Annotated in this window: 19 protein-coding genes; 9 read left to right on the top strand and 10 right to left on the bottom strand. The window is 47.2% G+C overall.

The annotated features are described in order from the left end of the window. Window positions 1-68: 68 nt before the first annotated feature. The 6 genes from C1I60_RS09500 to C1I60_RS09475 all read right to left on the bottom strand — a co-directional run bounded on the left by C1I60_RS09500 (window position 69) and on the right by C1I60_RS09475 (window position 5130). On the bottom strand, window positions 69-1076 hold the full coding sequence (locus C1I60_RS09500; protein ID WP_137061492.1) for an AI-2E family transporter: 1008 nt from the start codon (window positions 1074-1076) through the stop codon (window positions 69-71). 56 nt (window positions 1077-1132) lie between these two features. Further along, a complete protein-coding gene (gene psiE / locus C1I60_RS09495; protein ID WP_137061491.1) occupies window positions 1133-1549 on the bottom strand; it encodes a phosphate-starvation-inducible protein PsiE in 417 nt (138 codons plus the stop codon). Between the two features lie 84 nt (window positions 1550-1633). Next, the gene (locus C1I60_RS09490; protein WP_137061490.1) at window positions 1634-2128 is read right to left on the bottom strand and encodes a DedA family protein; all 495 of its coding nucleotides are present in this window, start codon (window positions 2126-2128) and stop codon (window positions 1634-1636) included. Between the two features lie 21 nt (window positions 2129-2149). Beyond that, window positions 2150-2659: a CDP-diacylglycerol--serine O-phosphatidyltransferase gene (pssA, locus tag C1I60_RS09485; RefSeq protein ID WP_137061596.1), complete on the bottom strand. Its 510-nt coding sequence runs from the start codon at window positions 2657-2659 to the stop codon at window positions 2150-2152. A 24-nt stretch (window positions 2660-2683) separates the two neighbouring features. Next, complete coding sequence (locus tag C1I60_RS09480; RefSeq protein ID WP_137061489.1) at window positions 2684-4453, bottom strand: sensor histidine kinase; 1770 nt, start codon at window positions 4451-4453, stop codon at window positions 2684-2686. Then, complete coding sequence (locus C1I60_RS09475; protein WP_137061488.1) at window positions 4450-5130, bottom strand: response regulator transcription factor; 681 nt, start codon at window positions 5128-5130, stop codon at window positions 4450-4452. Before C1I60_RS09475 ends, C1I60_RS09480 begins: the two co-directional genes overlap by 4 nt. A gap of 195 nt (window positions 5131-5325) precedes the next feature. Between C1I60_RS09475 and C1I60_RS09470 the strand changes: the two genes are divergently transcribed. Together C1I60_RS09470 and C1I60_RS09465 are read left to right on the top strand one after the other, a co-directional pair. Beyond that, complete coding sequence (locus C1I60_RS09470) at window positions 5326-6669, top strand: glycoside hydrolase family 30 protein (RefSeq protein ID WP_137061487.1); 1344 nt, start codon at window positions 5326-5328, stop codon at window positions 6667-6669. Window positions 6670-6824: 155 nt separating this feature from the next. Further along, window positions 6825-7214, top strand: coding sequence for a winged helix-turn-helix transcriptional regulator (locus C1I60_RS09465; protein ID WP_137061486.1), 390 nt, complete (start codon window positions 6825-6827; stop codon window positions 7212-7214). Between the two features lie 74 nt (window positions 7215-7288). On the opposite strand, the gene C1I60_RS09460 is transcribed toward C1I60_RS09465, so the two are convergent. Next, on the bottom strand, window positions 7289-7756 hold the full coding sequence (locus tag C1I60_RS09460; protein ID WP_137061485.1) for an Lrp/AsnC family transcriptional regulator: 468 nt from the start codon (window positions 7754-7756) through the stop codon (window positions 7289-7291). A gap of 240 nt (window positions 7757-7996) precedes the next feature. On the opposite strand from C1I60_RS09460, the gene C1I60_RS09455 reads away from it, so the two are divergent. Beyond that, on the top strand, window positions 7997-9517 hold the full coding sequence (locus C1I60_RS09455) for an MFS transporter (protein ID WP_137061484.1): 1521 nt from the start codon (window positions 7997-7999) through the stop codon (window positions 9515-9517). A gap of 229 nt (window positions 9518-9746) precedes the next feature. After that, entirely contained in the window at window positions 9747-10193 is a 447-nt protein-coding gene (locus C1I60_RS09450) for a hypothetical protein (RefSeq protein ID WP_137061483.1), read from the top strand. A 97-nt stretch (window positions 10194-10290) separates the two neighbouring features. Here the strand turns inward: C1I60_RS09450 and padC are convergent, their stop codons facing one another. After that, window positions 10291-10782, bottom strand: a complete 492-nt coding sequence (gene padC / locus C1I60_RS09445; RefSeq protein WP_014279672.1) for a phenolic acid decarboxylase — start codon at window positions 10780-10782, stop codon at window positions 10291-10293. 165 nt (window positions 10783-10947) lie between these two features. Between padC and C1I60_RS09440 the strand changes: the two genes are divergently transcribed. After that, window positions 10948-11496, top strand: a complete 549-nt coding sequence (locus C1I60_RS09440; RefSeq protein WP_137061482.1) for a PadR family transcriptional regulator — start codon at window positions 10948-10950, stop codon at window positions 11494-11496. A gap of 131 nt (window positions 11497-11627) precedes the next feature. Here the strand turns inward: C1I60_RS09440 and C1I60_RS09435 are convergent, their stop codons facing one another. Beyond that, window positions 11628-12314: a spore germination protein gene (locus C1I60_RS09435; protein ID WP_170970769.1), complete on the bottom strand. Its 687-nt coding sequence runs from the start codon at window positions 12312-12314 to the stop codon at window positions 11628-11630. A 314-nt stretch (window positions 12315-12628) separates the two neighbouring features. On the opposite strand from C1I60_RS09435, the gene C1I60_RS09430 reads away from it, so the two are divergent. Then, complete coding sequence (locus tag C1I60_RS09430; RefSeq protein WP_137061480.1) at window positions 12629-12970, top strand: phage tail protein; 342 nt, start codon at window positions 12629-12631, stop codon at window positions 12968-12970. A 47-nt stretch (window positions 12971-13017) separates the two neighbouring features. Continuing rightward, a complete protein-coding gene (locus C1I60_RS09425; protein WP_137061479.1) occupies window positions 13018-16929 on the top strand; it encodes an immunoglobulin-like domain-containing protein in 3912 nt (1303 codons plus the stop codon). A gap of 95 nt (window positions 16930-17024) precedes the next feature. Here C1I60_RS09425 and C1I60_RS09420 read toward each other — a convergent pair whose 3' ends face one another. Beyond that, complete coding sequence (locus C1I60_RS09420; RefSeq protein ID WP_137061478.1) at window positions 17025-18071, bottom strand: 2,3-butanediol dehydrogenase; 1047 nt, start codon at window positions 18069-18071, stop codon at window positions 17025-17027. Window positions 18072-18197: 126 nt separating this feature from the next. Between C1I60_RS09420 and C1I60_RS09415 the strand changes: the two genes are divergently transcribed. Together C1I60_RS09415 and C1I60_RS25500 are read left to right on the top strand one after the other, a co-directional pair. Then, window positions 18198-19115: a LysR family transcriptional regulator gene (locus C1I60_RS09415; protein ID WP_137061477.1), complete on the top strand. Its 918-nt coding sequence runs from the start codon at window positions 18198-18200 to the stop codon at window positions 19113-19115. Window positions 19116-19264: 149 nt separating this feature from the next. Then, window positions 19265-19926 (top strand): collagen-like repeat preface domain-containing protein (locus C1I60_RS25500; protein WP_252361650.1); only part of this gene is annotated, 662 nt, incomplete at its 3' end.

Genomic DNA, 19926 nt, shown 5'->3' with positions numbered 1-19926 from the left:
TTATACTCAGTGTACTACAGATAACCCAGAATTTAAAAATGCCTGCGGCTTCGCAGGCATTCGTTAAATCAGGTATCCTTCTCTTGCTTGCGCTGTACCCCGATCAGATCAAGGAAGAAGACGAACAGCGGAATACCAACAATCAACCCCCAAATCCCAATCAGATGTTCAGAGAAAATCAGGACAACAAAGGTAAAGAAAATCGGTAAATTGGTTTTGGATGACATCAGCTTCGGATTCAGGAAATAAGCTTCAATCGCATGGATCACCACGATCAGAATGATCAGATAGATAACATAATGAATGCCTCCGACGCTAAAGGCGATCAGACCGAGCGGCAACAGTGAGATGAACACACCTGCCACCGGAACCAGACCCAATACGAAGATGATCAATGCAAGACCGAGCAGATTGGGAAAACCCATAATCCAGAGCGCTATTGTGGTCAATATACAGTTAATCAGTGAAATCAGCAGTTGAGCCTCCAGCACCTTCCCGAACGTATCCAGGAACATGCGGCCAAAGTGACCCACTTCTTCAAAAAACCACCCCAGCTTGCTATACTTAAACGTAGCTGTAAAGCGTGTAATATAGGATTTTTCCATCAGGAAGAATAAGCTCAAAATAATCGACACCAGCAGTTGTGTGCCCAATTGACTTACTTTCATGACTGCATTCAAGCCAGGCTCAAATAGTCGTTGAGCATTCAGCGTATTCATAAATTCGATAATCGTTTCGTTCCATTTGTTACGATCCGGGTACATATATGCTTGCTGAATCATGAGGTACACCTGCTTGACCTGCACGCTAATCAGCGGCACCATCCGGTAAACTCCCCATACGATGATCAGAATCAGCACCACATACACCAGTAGCAGCACAATCGTAGGCGGCACATTGGCGAACCGCTTAATCAGCTTGGTCACTCCGTTATATATACTGCCGATCAGGATCGTAAGCAGCAGGGTTAACAAAATAATATTCATCATGCTTCTTAATAAAAACAACGCCAAAATGATTATCGCAAGGACGGCTACCCGCCTAACACCCGCATGATTCATCCAATTTCTTACCATTCGTCTTTATTCCCTCTCTCCTTCTTGACTGTCAACCTTGTAATCTGTCCTAACGATCAGCTTTCTCTTTTTAACAATTTACTGTTAGCGATCAATAGAGAACCTACCATGATCAGGATGGCAATGGACCACCAAAATGTATTCTTGGCATCATCGTGATCTACAATAATGAGCCTGATGACAGCCGTAATGCCAATATAGATGAAATAACGTAAAGGAAAATGGAAATTAGTTTTAAAGTACTTAACAATTAATGCGATGAACTCAAAATACATAAAGAATACAAGCAGCTCATCCGTGAATTCGTAGTAATTCTTATCCAACTCTGTAGACAAGAAAACATAGGAGAAAATGGACCATGTTTCTTTCAGCAGCAAGAAGCTTAAAATCAGTCCGACCAGAAACAACGAGATATTCAGAATCATTTGCAGAAAACTAGGTAATTTTTCAGTATGCTTCATAAAAGCGTTCACTACAGATCCCCTCACTGGTTGTACCGTTTCTTTATTATTATCGGTGGAATACATGAAAAATGCTACATTACTTTTGGTATAGCCTTACTGAAAGTGTATATTTGCTCCGGTAACATAACCAATGGAGATAAAAATAAGGGTCCATACGAGAGAACCTGTACTTGCCACCAGCATATATTTTCGAACAGGCATTGCGCTAATTCCAGACAAGTAGCTTGTCGCATGCCTGACTCCCGGAATGAAATAACCGATCAGAATGGTCCACAGCCCGAAGCGTGTAAACCACACCTTCACCCTTGCAAACCGCTTTGGTGTCAGCCCGAACCACTTGCCGTGCTTATCCACCAAAGGCTGTCCCAGCTTTTTGCCCAGTGTGTAGCTGATCATCATGCCTGTCATGGCCCCCATAAAGCTGACCAGTACAGACATTGAATAATTCAGTACCATGATGGAGGACAGATAGCCGACAAAGACCATAATAATTTCATCAGGAATCGGAAGGCCGATAATCCCGAGAGCAAGAAGTGCAAAAATAGCAATGTACCCGTATTGTGTAATCATGCTCATAGCCCATTCCATAGGGTGCCACCTCCTGATCGGTTATTTTTTGAAGGACGGGAACGGAATACGGCTAACCATCAGGAAAGAAAGCACTACCATGAGCCCAAGCAATAATTCGGGCCGCAAATGCTCACTCCATAAAAACATGAAGGACAAGATCACACCCGCAGCCGTAATTGGCATGCCTACGAAGCCTTTACTAAAAGCTAACAGATTGAATCTTGCCAGCCTTACCGCACCGCATATCACAAACAAAACAGCCACAAGGGGCCCCATCCAATGTGTACCTCCCAGTTGGTAGAACAAGGTCAAGAAAGCAGGGGCAACGCCAAATGAGACTACATCCGCCAGCGAATCGAGCTGCTTGCCAAAATCACTGGAGCAATGCAGCAGCCTTGCCAGTAAACCGTCCAGCACATCCCACAAGGCAGCCACCATAATCAGAATAAAAGCGGTCGTATATTGCTCATGAATCGTGTAAAACAGGGATAGTACCCCTGCCCCCAGATTTGCAATCGTGCATAGTGAGGGTAACCAATTCCATTTCATACTGCTTGACTCCTTTGCCATAGCTTAACCTCCGAATATGACGACAAATCGAACGCCATCCTTGGTATTCTCCGCCATATAGCGAAAATCGTGCAAATCCAAAATCCGTTTGACGATCGACAGTCCCAGTCCGGTTCCCCCTGTCTGACGGCTGCGTGAAAGCTCGGCCCGGTAAAAGCGTTCCCAAATTTGCTCCAGCTGATCGTCGGGAATCGTTTCCCCTTTATTTTCAATGGAAAAGGTATTGATTTCCCCGGAGCCTTCGATTCGGATCGTAATCGAACTTCCTTCATCGGCATGCCGGATGGCATTGATGACGAAGTTGAAAATAACCTGCTCCAGCCATCCGGCATCGGCATGAATCGGCAGCTCATTCGCAGGGATAATGACCGCCTCCAGATGCTTTTCCTTTAGCAGATGGAACAGCTTATCCACAACTTCCTCCACCAGCTCGCTCAGTATAAAGGTCGTTTTGCGAAGCTTGAGAGTACCGGACTCCAGCTTGGCGAGATCCAGCATATCCTTGACCAGTCGCTCCATTTTGTCCGCTTCCTCCACAATCACCTTGATATAGTGGTCCTGCTTACCGGCACTAACGCCATCCTGTAGCCCTTCTGCGAAGCCTTTAACAATACTAAGCGGGGTCTTCAGCTCATGAGAGGCGTTGGCAAAAAAGTCCTGCTGCACAGCCTCCATCCTCTGTTTCTGCTCCATGTCCTCAATCAGTTGCTGGTTAGCCTCCTGAAGCTCGCGCAAAGCGGTGTCCAGGTTCTGGGACAGGGTATACATGCTGTAGGACAGGCTGCCCAGCTCATCATTTTGCCGAATCGGTGTATGGGCTGTAAAATCGAGCTTAGCCATCCGTTTGGCAGTATTGTTCAAGGCAATAAGCGGACGGGTTACCATTCGTGAATAGAACAAGGACAATATAAGAATCAGCGCAAAACCCCCGATGCCCAAGTACAGATAGAACCAGCGCAGAGCTTCATTCGTCTCGCTGATTTCCTGCAACGATGTCACTGTGAACAGCAGGTCGATCTCTCCGGTGCTTTGTCGCACAGGATGGACAATGACCGCATTACGCACACCCGTCCAAGGCTCCTTCCACTCTTCCTCCAGCACTTCAAAATTCTTGAGCTTCTCCAAATGGGTCTGCGACAAAGGAAACCATTCCTCCAAAGCACTAAACAGCAAGCCTTGCCGCTGGCTCCAGGTTTTCAGATCCGGCAGCACAATTTCTGTCACCGTACCGGACAACCTTACACCGCCCTCTGTGCTCGCCTCTTCCGATGTCGTTCCTATATGTTTGGAGCCAGGCTTCTGAATGCCTGTCGGATAAATGAAATTGGCAGAAGAGATGCCGTTGGTTTCCAACACTTCGCCTTCAACGGTTAATGAGTCGCCCGGCTGAATCCGGGCCGCCCTCAGTTCATCTCCAAATTGGCTCATAAACAGAGACAGCGATATTTTAACGATCTGTCCGTCTGCTTTTCTGAGATTGATATGGAACGGGTCATCCAGCTTTACTTTGCCGTCCAAAGTGACAATCGCCAACTGATTCTTATTCTGAAACATAAAACGGGCTGCCTCCCGTGAAACCCTGTCGGAGCCCCAAGCTTCCTTGACATAGCTTTGACCAAAGCTTTGCAAACGGCTTTCCACGCGTCCAATCTTCTGCTGCTGATAAAATTTTTCAAAAAACAGCAATTGGCTCAAAATCACCATGCCGTAAAAACAAAGAAAAAATACAACGGTCATAATGAACAATTTAAAGGTAACTCCCCGTTTGTTCATTCTTCCTCCTCAAACCTGTAGCCTGTACCAAAAACAGTTCGGATATGGCGTGATTCACGGCCCAGCTTGCTTCTCAGCTTTTTGATATGCGTATCCACGACCCGTGTGTCTCCTTCAAAGTCGATCCCCCATACCCGGCTAAGTATCGCATCCCGTGAAATGACCATACCTTTGTTATGTATAAGCAGCCGCAGCAACTCATACTCCTTGGGCGTCAGCTCGACTTCCGCCTGATCCACCTCAAGCCGACGAGCCATCGTATTGAGAATCGCCGTGCCGAACCGCTGGACATGCGACTCAGGCAGCACATGGCCCTCTACCCGTTTCATCAGCGCATTCGCGCGGGCGATCAGCACCTTGGGGCTAAAAGGCTTGGTAACGTAGTCATCTGCTCCCAGCTCAAAGCCCAATATTTTATCATCATCACCGGATTTGGCGGTCAGTAAAATGATCGGCACCCCGGAACGGCTGCGAACCTGACGGCATACCTCCCAACCATCCAGCTCCGGCATCATAATATCGAGTATGATCAGGTCGGGCTGCACCGAATCAAACCAGATTAGCGCATCTTTTCCATTGCCTGCTTCATAGACTTCCCAATTATTCTGTTTAAAATAATCCGCAATGACTTCACGGATTCGTATTTCATCCTCGACGAGAAGAACCCTTTTTTTCAATTGACTTACCTCTTTCGGTCATTCTAGGACATCAGCATACCAAAGACATGTGTTCTTTATGTGTTCTTGGCACTTCTGATCAGCAGAATCCAGCTTGGATTAGGGCAAATTTGTCTTGGCTCAGACCATCTCATCTCCTATGATCCTACCCTATAATAAGAAGAGATACAAAAAGCGTTCACAGGAGGGTAATATATGTCCAATCAGACCATTCAGTGGTTTTCCACTTCCAAAGCTCAAGCTTGGCAATCCCGATCTCATCATCTTAGCGAAACCCAAGAGCAGGCCAACCTGACCATTACGGGGGAAACGCATCAGCTCGTCGAAGGCTTTGGCGGCTGTTTTAATGAACTGGGCTATGTGGCCTTGAATCATTTGAAGAGCGACGAACGGGCGCAGGTGCTTCATTCTCTCTTCCACCCGGAGGGCGAGCACAAATTCACGATTTGCCGACTCCCTATTGGAGCCAGTGACTACGCGCTGGAATGGTATAGCCACAATGAAACGGATGGCGACGTGGAAATGAAGCATTTTTCCATCGAGCGTGATCAGCAGTATCTCATTCCTTTTATTCGGGAAGCGTTACAACTTAACCCGGACTTGAAGCTGTTCGCTTCACCCTGGAGCCCGCCGACATGGATGAAATCGCCCAAGGCTTACAATTATGGCACACTGCGCTGGGAAAAGGATATTTTGAAAGCGTATGCATTATACTTCGTCAAATTTGTGCAGGCTTACCGCGAGGCAGGCATTACGATTCATCAGGTCCATGTTCAAAATGAAGTCATTGCCGATCAAAAATTCCCTTCCTGTGTATGGACCGGAGAACAACTGCGGGAATTTATCCGCGACTACTTGGGCCCTACCTTCGAGGAGCACGGACTGGATACTGAAATTTGGCTGGGTACCATCAATGCCCCCGATCCATGGGAAGAATTAATGAAGAAAACGTCCACCGGATTCGATGAATATGCTCATACCGTGCTGAGTGACCCAGAGGCCTACAAATATATTAAGGGCGTGGGCTATCAGTGGGCAGGTAAAAACGCCATCCAGCGCACCGTAGCCAGCTATCCCGAGCTTCGTTACATGCAGACAGAAAATGAGTGCGGGAACGGAGAAAATTCGTGGGACTATGCCAAATATGTATATAACCTGTACCAGCACTACTTCACCAATGGCGTGAATGCTTATATTTACTGGAACATGGTTTTGGAGCCAAAAGGCAAGAGCACATGGGGATGGGAGCAAAATTCGATGATCACCGTTGATCCGGCGGATCGTAAGCGTACCCTGAACCCGGAATATTACGTGATGAAGCACTTTTCTCATTTTGTATTGCCGGGTGCGAGACGCATTGGACTCCGTGGATCATGGACGGGAAATGCCGTTGCTTTCCGCAATGCTGACGGACAAACGGTAGTGGTCATTGCCAACCCGTTCCACGAATCACGTGTGCTGAATCTGTCCGCTGGAGAGGGTACACATCATTTTGAGCTGGAGCCGGAATCATTTAACACCATCGTCATTCCTTCTTAACTGTCATAGCTTTCCCAAACGCTCACAAACCATTACTCGTCACTGTCCGGTCCATCCGTATCCAAAAGTATGGTTAGTTTCCAAAATGGATGTATCCCCTTTTGCGTATAGTAGCCATAAATAGTATACTTAGAGTAACTACGGACAGGAGGTCGATGAACATCACTACTGTAAAAGATCGGATTGATTTGAAGCTGATTAATTGTGATAAAGAATTAACTCTCGCAGTCATCGGCGGAAAATGGAAGCTGATTATTTTGTGGCATCTCGGCCTAGAAGGCACCAAGCGGTTCGGTGAACTGAAAAAGCTGATTCCCCACATTACGCAAAAAATGCTGACCAACCAGTTGCGCGAGTTGGAGGAGGATCAACTCATTCTTCGTAAAGTCTATCCTGTCGTTCCTCCGCATGTGGAATACTCATTGACCGAGCATGGCGAAAGCCTGATTCCGGTACTGAGAGCGATGTACGATTGGGGATCAAACTATCGCGAGAACGTGATTTGGAAAGAAGAAGAAGCGATTCAGGACGTAACGCCCGTTTAATCAGCTTAACTATATATTTTCATGATGAAGACACCCCCGGGGATACCGATACCCGAGGGTGTCTTCTTTCATCCTTAATCTTTTTCTGAATGAGCAGCTCCACTTGCTTCTTCCAGAGAATGAATGAGAAGTCTATGATCGATCGGTGACGACATGACAAGCAGGCTCGTGTAGGTTCCATACTTATCACACTGGTTGCTAAACTCTTCGAGGGTGCGCGTCGAGCTGGTCACTACTTTTAATAAATAACTGTGTTCTCCGCTTATACGGTGGCACTCGGCAACATGTGGAGATGTATGGACAAAATCAAGAAATGCATGGCAATCTCTAGTCCGAAACAATATATAGGCTGCCGTATCCTTTCCTATTTTTTCAGGAGAGATGATAGTGCGATACTCCTTGATAACCCCTTTTTCTTCCATTCGTTTGACTCGTTCTGTTACAGCAGGTTGGGACAAACCCACGCATTTTCCTAGCTCCGTCATTGAAATCCTTGCCTGACTTTGAAGATGAAAGAGGATTTGTTTGTCTACATGATCCACTTTGAATGCTCTCCTTTAAATTTAACGTTTTTTTGAGAAATTCATTTAATTACTTTGTATAGTCATCATAATGGATGGATTGCGTTATGTAAAATGAATGATATAGATTATATAATAAAACTCACATCGATAAGGTGAACCAAACATGAAAAGATAGAGAGGATGGCTGCCCTTGAGCAAATACGTATTAAATAAGGCAGGAACAGTAGCAGATGAACAAAAGTCTGGGGGGACCTCGCAGTGAGCCTATCCTTTTCCCGCAAAAACATCATTGCATTGGCCGCTATATGTTTGTCCGCATTGATGTTCGGCCTCGAAATTTCCAGTGTGCCAGTGATACTGCCAACTCTGGAAAAAGTATTGCATGGCGATCTTAAGGATATGCAATGGATTATGAACGCTTACACCATTGCATGTGCCACAGTTCTGATGGCTGTTGGAACGCTGGCTGACCGGTATGGAAGGAGACGTATTTTTATTATCAGCCTCGTCTTGTTCGGTATTACATCCTTGATTTGTGGCTTGGCGCAAAGCACATCGGTTCTGATCATCAGCCGGTTTCTTCAAGGGGTGGGTGCTGGTGCGATGCAGATTTGCCAGATAGCAATTCTTTCACATCGGTTTCAGGAAGGACAAGAACGCAGCAAAGCCTTTGGCATATGGGGGATCGTGTTCGGTATCGGCCTCGGTTTTGGACCTATCATTGGCGGCATGATCGTGGCCGTGTTGAACTGGCATTGGGTTTTCCTGGTCCACGTTCCGTTGACCATCCTCACTTTGATTCTTGTTTTCGGTGGCATAGAGGAGTCCAGCGATCCGCAGGTGAAAAAGCTGGACATTATCGGCATCATCACGCTTTCGTTGACAGTTTTTGGCCTTGCATACTTTATCACGCAAGGGCCGGAACTCGGCTTTACCAGCAGAGCATCCATCAGCATCCTTATTGCAGTAGCAATAAGTTTCATTATTTTTCTATTCGCGGAAAAGCTCAGCGCCCATCCGATGTTTGACTTTTCCGTATTCAAGATACGTAATTTCTCTGGCGCTCTCCTTGGCTCCATCGGCATGAACTTCAGTTTCTGGCCGTTCATGATCTATCTGCCGATCTATTTCCAGAGTGGCCTGGGTTACGGCATCGTACCCGCCGGGCTGTCTCTCTTGGCTTATGCTCTGCCCACCTTGGTAATTCCACCTCTGGCAGAGCGTTTTTCACTCCGCTATCAGCCGCGCATAGTCATTCCATCAGGTATGTTCATCCTCGGTATGGGCTTCATTTTGATGAAATATGGCAGCGGCAGCGATCACGCCAGTTGGTTGACCATGCTCCCTGGCTCCTTGTTGGCTGGTATAGGACTGGGCTTAACCAACACGCCTGTGACCAACACGACTACCGGCTCTGTCCCGAGTGCCCGTGCAGGCATGGCTTCCGGTATAGATATGAGTGCCAGATTGATCAGTCTAGCCATCAACATCGCTGTGATGGGATTCATCTTGCAGGAAGGTATTCTGTCCTATTTGAAGGGTGCCCTTTCCGGGACTCTCAATGCAGTGCAATTGCGGTCTGTAGCCGAAAAAATAGCCGCCGGAAATACTGTATCTCTCAAGCAGAGTTTGCCAGAACTATCCTCACTGGATGCGTCTGGAGCCGTCGTCCATGCAGCGCTTGTGCACGGCTTTGGCTTGATCATGCTCTATGGCGGTATTGGTGTCTGGGTTCTAGCCGCGATCAGTTTTATGATTTTTGGATCTAAGAGAGCATAAAGACAATCCCCGGGATAAGGATATCCGGGGTTGTCTTTTTGTCATTGTAAAGGACTATCGGCAAGATAATAAAAGAAACGGATGAAAGTATCCGCTTTCATGAGTATTAAAAGTCGGTTTTCGTTACTCATCCTCATTTTAAGCCCTTGTTTGTGATTTACATTACATCCGCTGTGACGTATGATTCTCCCATCCCTATTTACGGTGAATCGAAGGAGGCCATTCTAGCATGAGCATGACGCTTGCCCAGCCCAAAACGTCCAAAGCAACTCAATTACGGATTGGTTTCATGGCAATCATTCAGTATGACTATCGTCAGTTTCCAGACTCTAAACATGTTCAGCACCGCTGCTGTGGCTTGCTCACCATGTCGTGTAACGGCGCTCAAGGTATGGCAGAATATGAGCTACCTGAAATCAAAGGAACCTTCGACCTCGTCCGATGGGCTTCCGTGTTTACCTTGCTCAAGGGTCTATCCTTTACCGAGGCTCACCAATACATTCAGCACCACGCTGACAACTGGGGACATGTCAAAGCAGAGCTGGCTCTGTCCGCCTTATCCGACCTGACCACCCACGTGAACCTGCAAAGTCTCTCTCTTGCAACGCCCATCGTCAAACCACGGATTAGCCGTTCTTATCTGATCGAGCATGGTCTGGTCTACTATTCATTCTAAATCCCGCTCACTGATAATCCCCCTCTCTCCAATCAGCACAAAAAAGCCTGAGCTGCTCATCACAGACCCAGGCTTTACACCATCAGCAAATGCTTGATTATGCTTGCAGCTTACCCGCACGAATATCGTCTGTCATTCCTGCGTAGGGTGCTTGAGAAATCAATTTTTCGTTGTTTACACCCGCATTTTCTATGAATGTAATATCTGCAAATTCAGGGACAACATATTTGGGATAGGTTTCGTACTTTTCACGTGATTCTTCCATCAGCGGAATAAAATCGTTCTGATAGCGTACAGTGATTTCCGGATGCTCATGAACCCATTTAGGGAAGAAAATAATGCCGTGCATTCGTTTTTCCTCTGGCATAAAGTTCAAAGAAACGTCAGTACCAGTCGGTTCGGTCCAAGACACTTTGTACACATTCTCCACCAGCTTTACCAGATTCACCTTCTGGTCACGTACCCAACGTCCGCCTACCATGCCGCTATGAATGCGATAATCGATTGTGTCTTCATTTTTAATATAAATTTCGTATTCCCAACCATTCTCGTAGGTGTAGATCATGTGACTGCCGATAAACTTGTCCATCCTGCATCCTTCTTTCCGTATTATGAGTTGTCATGAATTGAACATCATGCAAAAATAATAAGTATAGAATCTTAAACATGTAAACTTAAACATGTTTTTAATTACATATAAATTGTAGCACTGTGGTATACTACTGTCAAATACCGCATTGCGAGGAGAGCTACGTTGAAACGTATATTAAAATATGCCATTCTGGGCCTAATTCACAAAGAGGAAATGAGCGGCTACGATATTACGAGCCAATTCAAGAAGGAAATCGGGCAATTTTGGAGCGCCAAGCACAGTCAGATTTATCCTGAGCTCAAAAGGCTGACCGAAGAAGAGTTAATCGAATATCGCACCTCCATTACAGGAGCCAAGCTGGAAAAGAAGCTGTACTGCATCACGCCCAAGGGAACCCGGGAGCTGACCGAATGGCTGCTGAGTCCCAAAGATTTACCGGAAACGGAAAAGGATGAATTTATGCTTATGCTATATTTTTCAGCAGCCATCCCGAAAGAAGAGAACAAACGATTGTTCGAGGACCAGATTGCCAAACGCAAAGAGAAGCTGGAGCATTTATACGAGAGCAAGACTTCACTCCGGCTGCTGGACGAAAACCTTCAATCTCCCGACTCTGAACAATTCGGACATTATCTGGTGCTGAGCCGTGCCATTAATCGGGAAGAAAGCTATATTACGTGGTTGGAAGAAACGCTGCCGCTGTTTGATTAAACCGTAATTGCTATCCAAGAGAATTAGGGAAATGTATAAGCCGAACTTAAAAGTTACCTATCGCGCCACTGCGCAGTCGGATGGTGCTCCCCATCGCCATCGCCACCGCCCCCGGATTTCTGGAATAAAATCTATAGTGGGGTAGAAATCCGGGGATCTCGCAATACCAATTCTGATAATGGTTCCTCCACTCCGCGAGTTTTTCCCTTGGATGAACCCAGAATAAGTACACCTGAAGTACCCTCGATCAAGAGTACGATCGAGCCAAACAAAACCTTCTGCAAAGAATATTTCACATCCTGTGCATGCTCTGTCTCTGCTACAAGCATGACTTGACGGATAACCACATCCCGTAGCGCGTCGCCTTTCGGTATTTCCTCCTCTTGGTCTGAGTTTCCCCAATCTAATAATGGCTTGATTATATTTTGATCCATGCTAGCCCTGTCCGTTAAGCCATCTACACAAAACAGACTCACCCTGGCCTGTAAATGATCCAGAAAAATAGACTTTTCGTTAACATCCGCCATATCGACTATGGCTTGTCTCATCTTCGTTACATTCGCCTCATAATCCTCAGAATAGCTCTCGTCCTCATTCCTACGTACATTCGGATCTTTGCTTTCAGAAGGATCGCGAGCATCTTCCTCTGTACGGTCGCGTTCTTCAAGCAGCTCTATTCGTTCCTTGCGTCTGCTTTCTCTGCCGTCCACCGTTTTAATTTGTCGAACGCCAACAAGATGAGTAAAGATACAAGAGACAAAAAGATAGCCTGTACTAACACTGTCCATTTGGGCATATGAGTTACAATTGCCTGCCACATGTCCCTTCCCCCTTCGCATACATACGATTTGTATATATATTTACCTGGATTAGAAAAAAAATGCATGAGCATTGATCCGCTTTCCCACCATCAGATACACATTCGAGACATAACAAGGGATATTCCTTCAAGGAATACTTACTTGGTGGAATAAAATTCTTGCCTAATAAAAGGAATAAAATGGTTTATTTGATAGGTGTCTAGCGATGTAAAAAGCCCAAATCCATGATAGTATCATTTCATTCCATGACTAGCGTCACAAATTCGTTGAATTTTTTGTCCATTATTCGAATCTAAAAAGGGGTTGTAGGTATGAAGAATCATCTTTGGAAGAAAGCCGCTGTGTTGAGTTTGTTAGCGGTCATTTTGGTAGGAGGAACGGCGGTAAGTCCCAAGCAGGCACAAGCAGCAGATATGCCTTACCTCGGAGAAATTACGATGTATCCTTACACTTTCGCTCCCAGGGGATGGTTAAAATGCGAAGGGCAGATCTTGAGCATTTCGCAAAATACGGCATTATTCTCTCTGCTGGGCACTAATTTTGGTGGCGATGGAGTAAGCACCTTTGCTTTACCTGACCTGCGCGGGGCTTCTCCAATGCCGAACGTGAACTACTACATCGCAACTCAGGGCGCATACCCGCCTCGTGACTAATGAGTGTGCAAAACGCTATGCTATTTTTCTAAAGAAGAGGTGATCGCGTGCTCGAAGGCAATAACTTCACACGCAACAAAATAAAACCCTATCGTTTGCTGATTCCACTGCTGCCCATTATCGGCGGTGCGGTTCTGCTTATAGGGACGGATGAAGCCCGTGCTGCTGGTACGGAAAATGTAGTGCTTAACAAACCCGTAACATCAAGCGGCTACAGCCAGCCCTATGAACCCGCCAGAGCAGTGGACGGCTCCTATGAGCCGACAAGCCGCTGGTATCAAGCCAGCAACGGTGAAAAATGGATTCAGGTAAATCTGGGAGACTGGTATATCGTGGATCGCTACGGTGTAGCAGGGATGGGAATCATGAATGGATGGCAGGATCAGCGCGACCCTTACAGTTTCCGATTGCAAACGAGCAGTGATGGAACGAATTGGGTTACTTCCGATACTGTTCAAAATAACGCTAACGCTCGTTATAGCCGAAGCATTTCCCCGGTGACTGCACGATACTTGCGCTTATATATTGATCAAGGAAATGCGAGAAACAACCAGTGGGCTTCTGTCATGGAATTTGAGGCTTATGGGGAACGATTGCCCGTTCCACAGGCTCCAGGTCATTTTACAGGAACCCAAAAAGGAAATGCGGTGGAATTGAGCTGGGATGCCGTTCCTTACGCAACTTCATACAAGGTCATCAGAAATAACGTTACCCTGTATACAGGGCCATTAACCCAATTCACAGATGCTTCGTCGTTACCTTCCGGTGCGGCTCTTTACAGCCTTCAGGCTGTGAACGTTCAGGGCAATAGTACTCCCGTAGAGGTCACAGTGAATATGGTGACCGATGCGGAATATGTTGCACAGGCCAAAGCTGCACTGGCTCCTGGCTTTGCATCAGGAGATTCGGCTGCTGCGGTATCACAACGGCTGACACTCCCACTGACTGGATTGAACGATACAACGGTGAGTTGGAGTTCGGATACCCCGGATATTATCACCAATGAGGGGACTGTCACACGCCCGCGCTACGATCTGGGCGACCGGAAAGTAAAACTGACCGCGACGATTACTAAGGGAACCGCTTCGGATACTCAAACCTTTGAGGTTACTGTATTGAAGGTAAATGCCCAGGACACACTGGACCAGGCAGCAGATAGCCTATCCTTGGGCAATTTGTCCGCAGTGCAAGAAAACGTCTCTCTCCCATTATCCGGCTATGGTGGCGTCCAGATCGAATGGTCCTCTGCTAACCCGCTTGTTATTGCACCCGATGGAACACTTAGCAGACCCTCCTATATTGATGGAAATACAGATGTTACCCTGACGGCTGTCCTGCGTCTCGAAGGCTTAACGAAAACAAAAAATTTCACTGCACACGTGCTCAGTCTGCCGATGAACGATATTGAAGCTGTAAACGCGGCTTACGCGGCACTTGATGTACCCGTAACCACCGTAACCGGGGACGTATATTTGCCGAAAGAAGGCTTGAACGGCGTTCAGGTGTCATGGACTTCGAATCACCCCGAGTTCCTGGATCACAACGGTCAGGTCACGTTCCCGAGCTATGTACAGGGCGATCAACCCATTACACTGGAAGCTGTTCTGACAAGAGGCGGAGTTGAACTTCGAAAAACATTCAGCCTGCTCGTGCCCGCACTGCCCGTAAGTGCTGATGAAGCAGTGAATTTGGCAGCAAATACCCTGAAACTGGATTACCCGCAGGGGATTAAGGATTCCATCACTCTGCCCAATACAGGAGCATTTGACACACGTATTGATTGGTCCTCGGATCAACCGGACGTTCTCAGCAGTACGGGTCAAGTAAATCGGCCGAAGTTTATAGACGGTGATGTGAATGTACAATTAAAGGCCACTATATCCAAAGGTTCAGCCTCCGTACAAAGATCATTCATGATCACGGTATTAAAGGCGTTGCCGAATACACCCTATGTACGTTTGAACGGCAACAACCCGATCATTCTGGAAGCTGGCAGCAGCTTCACCGATCCGGGAGCCAGCGTGCTGGACAGCGTGTACGGTAATGTTCTGGTACCTGAACTAACAGGTATCGGCAACGTGGATACGAATACGCCCAGTGTATACGTATTGAACTATGCTTATAGTGATAATTCAAGTTGGTCTGCTGAGCCAGCCGAACGCCACATAAACGTGCTGCCCCGTGCTATTGAAGCCGCAGCAGGCAATGACGCTACCGCCTCGGTGATCGTTACAGGTGCTTGGCCGGGCGCACGGCTTGAGCTGTACAATGCCCAGCAGGAGCTTATTGCCGAAGGGACCGCTTCGGGAGAAGGGAAATATATATTTACGCCTGTTCCTGAGGGAATCAGCTATTACGTGCTACAGATCGTGAATGGCATGGAGAGCGCTCCTTCCAGATTGGTGTATGCCCAAGGACTGACTGCCCAACGTGTAGCCGATTCCATCTCAAGCCTAACAACGCCTGCTGCAAATGATACCCTGCTCAAGCTGCCTGCTGTACCCGAGGGCTTCCGCCTGATCATCAGCAGTAGTAGCCAGCCGGATATTATCCGTACAGATGGAGCTATCTTCCCAGCAGCAACCCAAACGACGGTTGCTGTAATACTGGAGGTCACCAAGGTAAGCGACGGTTCTCACGCCCTGACACAACAGATCGAAGTAACCGTTCCTGCTAAGGTCATTGTAGACACGGGCAATTCTAATAAAAAAGACCAAGACGAAGACTACAACAACTCTCTTATACAACTGCAACCCGGATTTTCTGAACAGGGAAAAGCCATCATCATCTTTACTCCTTCTTCGGCATTTCTGGATGGACAAATCACTCAGGCCCGCCTGGAAGGCAAGGCTTACGCGGATATTCATCTGGAACAGGAAAAGGATACCAGCCGTGTTGTTCTTCCCTATTCTTCGCTGAATACATGGGATAAAGTCGGGGCCGCAGTCATATCCCAATATGGAACACTGATGCTATCCAGTGATGCCTTAACCCGTATGTTCTCGGGTCAGCAGGACGTTGCATTGTCATTCCAACGGGCAGATGCACAGCGTACACAGCAGATCCGCGATTGGGCCGGACAACAATCCAGCCTGAAACTGATTGGCACGGCTGTGGAAATCAAGGCTAACGTTACAGGTAGTACATCGCACATCGTTCTGCCGCTGGATGCCGAGTCCATCCGTGAATTGCAGGGCAAGGAACCCCAGTTTTCTATTCTCGTTATTCATGACAATGGAGAGCAGGAGATTCTAAAAGGTACGGCTGTGAGGGATTCAAAAGGGAACCTGTCGGCTGTGGGCTTCGATACGACCCGGTTTAGTACCTTTGCGATTGCAGTTTCTACCCATACAAAATCTCCATCCGATAATACAAACGTGCAGGACGGCACAACAAATTCAGCGGATTCGCAAGGTGCAGCTACGGTATGGTCGGATATCCAAGGCCATTGGGCGGCGAAATCCTTGCAATCGCTGGCAGACAAAGGCTGGCTACAAGGCTACAAAGATGGCAAGATGCGTCCGGAGCGTGCAGTAAGCCGCGCAGAATTTGTATCCATACTGACCCGAGCGTTGGGGACCAATGGAGATGAGAGTGTGCCTACCTCATTTACAGATATGAAAGGGCACTGGGCTGCATCCACCGTGGAAGCCGCTCATCGTCAGGGATGGATCGAAGGCATAACTACTCAGACATTCAGCCCCGATGAGAGTCTTACTCGTGAACAGGCGATGGTGATATTGTCACATGCGATGGCGGATAAGGCATCTGCCACCACAAGCGCGGTCACCTTGCAATCCTATAAGGATAAACAGCAGATCGCTGCATGGGCTTCCGCAGCCTTGGAAAAAGCCGTATCCTCCGGATGGATCAGCGGCTATCCTGATGGAACGCTCCAACCCAAAGCAGCTATCAGCCGAGGTGAAATGGCTGAACTGCTGGAACGTATTTTCAAATAAGACTGACTAAGTTATATAGATTAATGGATTATAAACCAATACAGCGCGGTTTCCGAGTTATTCGGAGACCGCGCTGTATTTGTGAATGATATGGACTAACCTTGCGTATCAATTAAGATTTTAGATTGACGCTTGTCTGAAATTAAAAGCTCCAAACCATCCTCTACGATACGATCCAGCGTTATTTTTTGAGTAATGACCTTCTTAATATCCAGTCTGCCTGCCGCAATCATAGCAATGACTTCAGGGAAGATATGCCGATAGGCGATTGAGGTTCGAATGGATACTTCTTTGATCAGGATGCTGTTCACATCCAAAGTCACCGGTTTCGCGTATGCTGCGACAACGACCAATTGTCCTCCTTTTTTCAGCACCTCCAACCCGCTCGTAAACGTAGCCTGTACGCCTGCCGCTTCATAAGCAATATCAACCCCGTATTCATGCAAGGAGAGTATTTGGGCAGTCACATCTTCATTGGCACTGTTAATCACAACGGTTGCCCCTACCTCAAGAGCCTTCTCCAGTCTTTCCGAGGAAATATCCACGGCTATAATTTCCGCAGCACCCGCCGATTTGGCGGCAATAATCGTTAGAATACCGATGGGGCCGGCTCCAAAGACAACCACGCTATTCCCGATCTTCAACTGACTTTCCCGAACGGCATGAACTGCTACAGCAGTTGGCTCAATAAGGGCTCCTTCCTCAAGAGACACGGAGTCAGGAAGCTTATGCGCCTGATGCGCTTCAACCAGAGCGAACTCAGCAAAGCCTCCGTCACCTTGAAGACCTAGAAATCCGAAATTATTTGCCAGGTTATACTTCCCTTGCTGTACATAATAATCATCCTGTGAGTACACAATCGGCTCAACCGCCACCCGATCTCCGGGTAAAAGATGGGCTACGCCTTCTCCCACCTCAGTAACCACTCCAGCAAATTCGTGCCCCAGCACCAGTGGAAGTCCGCGCTTGGTAAGTGGATGTGGTGTTTCAGATACACCTACCCCGTGATGATACGCATGGAGATCACTTCCACAAATTCCGGCCCATTCAACTTTGACCTTGACCTTGCCAGGCTGTATGCCAGGCTCTTGGACCTCTTCAACACGTACATCCTTGGTTCCATAAATTACGGCTGCTTTCATGATGTCACTCCTTTAAGCGCTTTCAAATTTTATGTCATTGTTATTTTACTCTTCTTGAGAAGTTAATTAAAATTAATTATAATTACTTTTAATTAAGTAACACTTATATGTGGGGTGAATGTTGTTTTGAACTTGGAACAATTAACTTATGTTGTAGAGGTCGATAAAGTAAAATCACTCTCCGAGGCAGCCCTACGTCTGCATGTGTCTCAATCCGCCATCAGTCAGGCCATAACCGCTCTCGAAAAAGAACTTGGACTCAAGCTGTTCATCCGTTCAAGATCCGGTACAACCTCCACGGAAGAAGGCCAGCTATTCATTAAGAAAGCTTTTGAAGCAACAAAAATCATTCAAGAAATGCTGCTGGAATCAGAAAACCGCAAGCACGCCTTAAGTGGTTTACTGCGTTTGGGCACTATGCCTGCGGAAATGGCGACACTGGTCAACGTTATTGTCTCGCTAAAAGAGGAGCATCCGGAAGTTCACATTGAGGTCACGGAACAAGGCTCTCTAAAGACCCTTCAACTGGTGCGGCAAGGTAAAATTGATCTGGGCATGATCGCTCTTCCCGAGGATTTACTACAGCAGGAGGCTCTGCCCTTCGATACCCTCTACCAAGGCAAAATGATGGTTGTTGTCGGAAGGAACTCTCCGCTGGCTTCACAGAAATCTATTACCCCTGAGGAAATGAGAGCCTATTCCTTTGTTTTATATAAGGATGACTATATCAATATGTTTATCAGAGACTTTACCGAACAGTTTGGTGACGTGAATATTTTGTTCAAGACGAACTCGGATAGTGCAATTCAGAGCGCAATATTAGAGGGACTTGCTATTTCAATAGGTCACGACTATTCCTTTCAAAAGGCGACCATGGAGCGAGGCCAATCCGTTCATCTACTGGAAATCGAGCGCTTTGCACAGCAGCCTGTTCATTTTGGTTGGATCAGATCGGCTAACAGCTCGCGTTCCGCAATTAACGAATATTTTATACAGCGTTACAAGTTGGAAGCCCGGTTTGGAAATACAGAAAATCGATATTAAAGCTTATGTACAAGCCTCCAATAATAATTGTTGTATGGTGATTCACCCTTTTCGCTTCAGAAAATATACTGTTATATCTGCGAAGCGGGGCGATGATCCACCTGTCACCTCTACAGTAGGGAGAAATGTGAAGGAGGAGATATTTGAACATGAAACACAGAAAACCGTTCAGGTTCAGTGGGGCTTCAAAAAAAGACGAGGACTGCAAACCACCTAAAATTAGCAGAGAAACGGAAGAACTTCTCAAACTGATTAAGGAATTAGTCGCCATCATCCCGCTCGTTTTCGCGCACCCGTCTGCGGCTAATATAACTTCATTGCATCAGATTTTACATCGGTTATTAGCTCTCTCGAATAAATTGAGACTTAGAGGCTCAGTCAAGACAGATTTATTAGCGGCGTTGGAACTGGCTATCGTAGCGTCGGAAGCCACTCCTTTCTCCCCGATCGGTGTTGGAACGACACTGCAACAACTGTTGGAGGTCTTATTGTCTATTATTTTGCAGGAACCCCTTGATCCTGCTCTTAAAGACAGTTTGATCAGTGCAATCAGAAGCGCCGAAACGGCTATCAGTATTGCGTTGGGTGGCACGGCAGGAACCCCCGGTCCACAAGGGCCCGCTGGACCTGCTGGACCTGCTGGGCCTGCTGGACCTGCTGGTCCGGGCGGTGCTCCAGGACCTGTCGGTGGACCAGGGCCGGTGGGTGCTGCCGGACCACAAGGAGCTGTGGGGCCTGTTGGACCTGTTGGTGCTGCCGGGCCTGTTGGTGCTGCCGGGCCTATCGGAGCCGCTGGGCCTGTTGGACCCAC

Origin of the sequence: Paenibacillus terrae (assembly GCF_005217525.1) — a bacterium.
Classification (GTDB): domain Bacteria; phylum Bacillota; class Bacilli; order Paenibacillales; family Paenibacillaceae; genus Paenibacillus; species Paenibacillus terrae_C.
The sequence above is the reverse complement of the archived record's forward strand: the minus strand, read 5'-3'. Positions and strand labels throughout refer to the sequence as shown.

Excerpts from the sequence above, each read along its gene's own strand:
- C1I60_RS09500 (WP_137061492.1), bottom strand. The coding sequence starts at position 1,076 with ATGGTAAGAAATTGGATGAATCATGCGGGTGTTAGGCGGGTAGCCGTC.
- C1I60_RS09490 (WP_137061490.1), bottom strand. The coding sequence starts at position 2,128 with ATGGAATGGGCTATGAGCATGATTACACAATACGGGTACATTGCTATT.
- pssA (WP_137061596.1), bottom strand. The coding sequence starts at position 2,659 with ATGAAATGGAATTGGTTACCCTCACTATGCACGATTGCAAATCTGGGG.
- C1I60_RS09480 (WP_137061489.1), bottom strand. The coding sequence starts at position 4,453 with ATGAACAAACGGGGAGTTACCTTTAAATTGTTCATTATGACCGTTGTA.
- C1I60_RS09470 (WP_137061487.1), top strand. The coding sequence starts at position 5,326 with ATGTCCAATCAGACCATTCAGTGGTTTTCCACTTCCAAAGCTCAAGCT.
- C1I60_RS09465 (WP_137061486.1), top strand. The coding sequence starts at position 6,825 with ATGAACATCACTACTGTAAAAGATCGGATTGATTTGAAGCTGATTAAT.
- C1I60_RS09450 (WP_137061483.1), top strand. The coding sequence starts at position 9,747 with ATGAGCATGACGCTTGCCCAGCCCAAAACGTCCAAAGCAACTCAATTA.
- padC (WP_014279672.1), bottom strand. The coding sequence starts at position 10,782 with ATGGACAAGTTTATCGGCAGTCACATGATCTACACCTACGAGAATGGT.
- C1I60_RS09430 (WP_137061480.1), top strand. The coding sequence starts at position 12,629 with ATGAAGAATCATCTTTGGAAGAAAGCCGCTGTGTTGAGTTTGTTAGCG.
- C1I60_RS09420 (WP_137061478.1), bottom strand. The coding sequence starts at position 18,071 with ATGAAAGCAGCCGTAATTTATGGAACCAAGGATGTACGTGTTGAAGAG.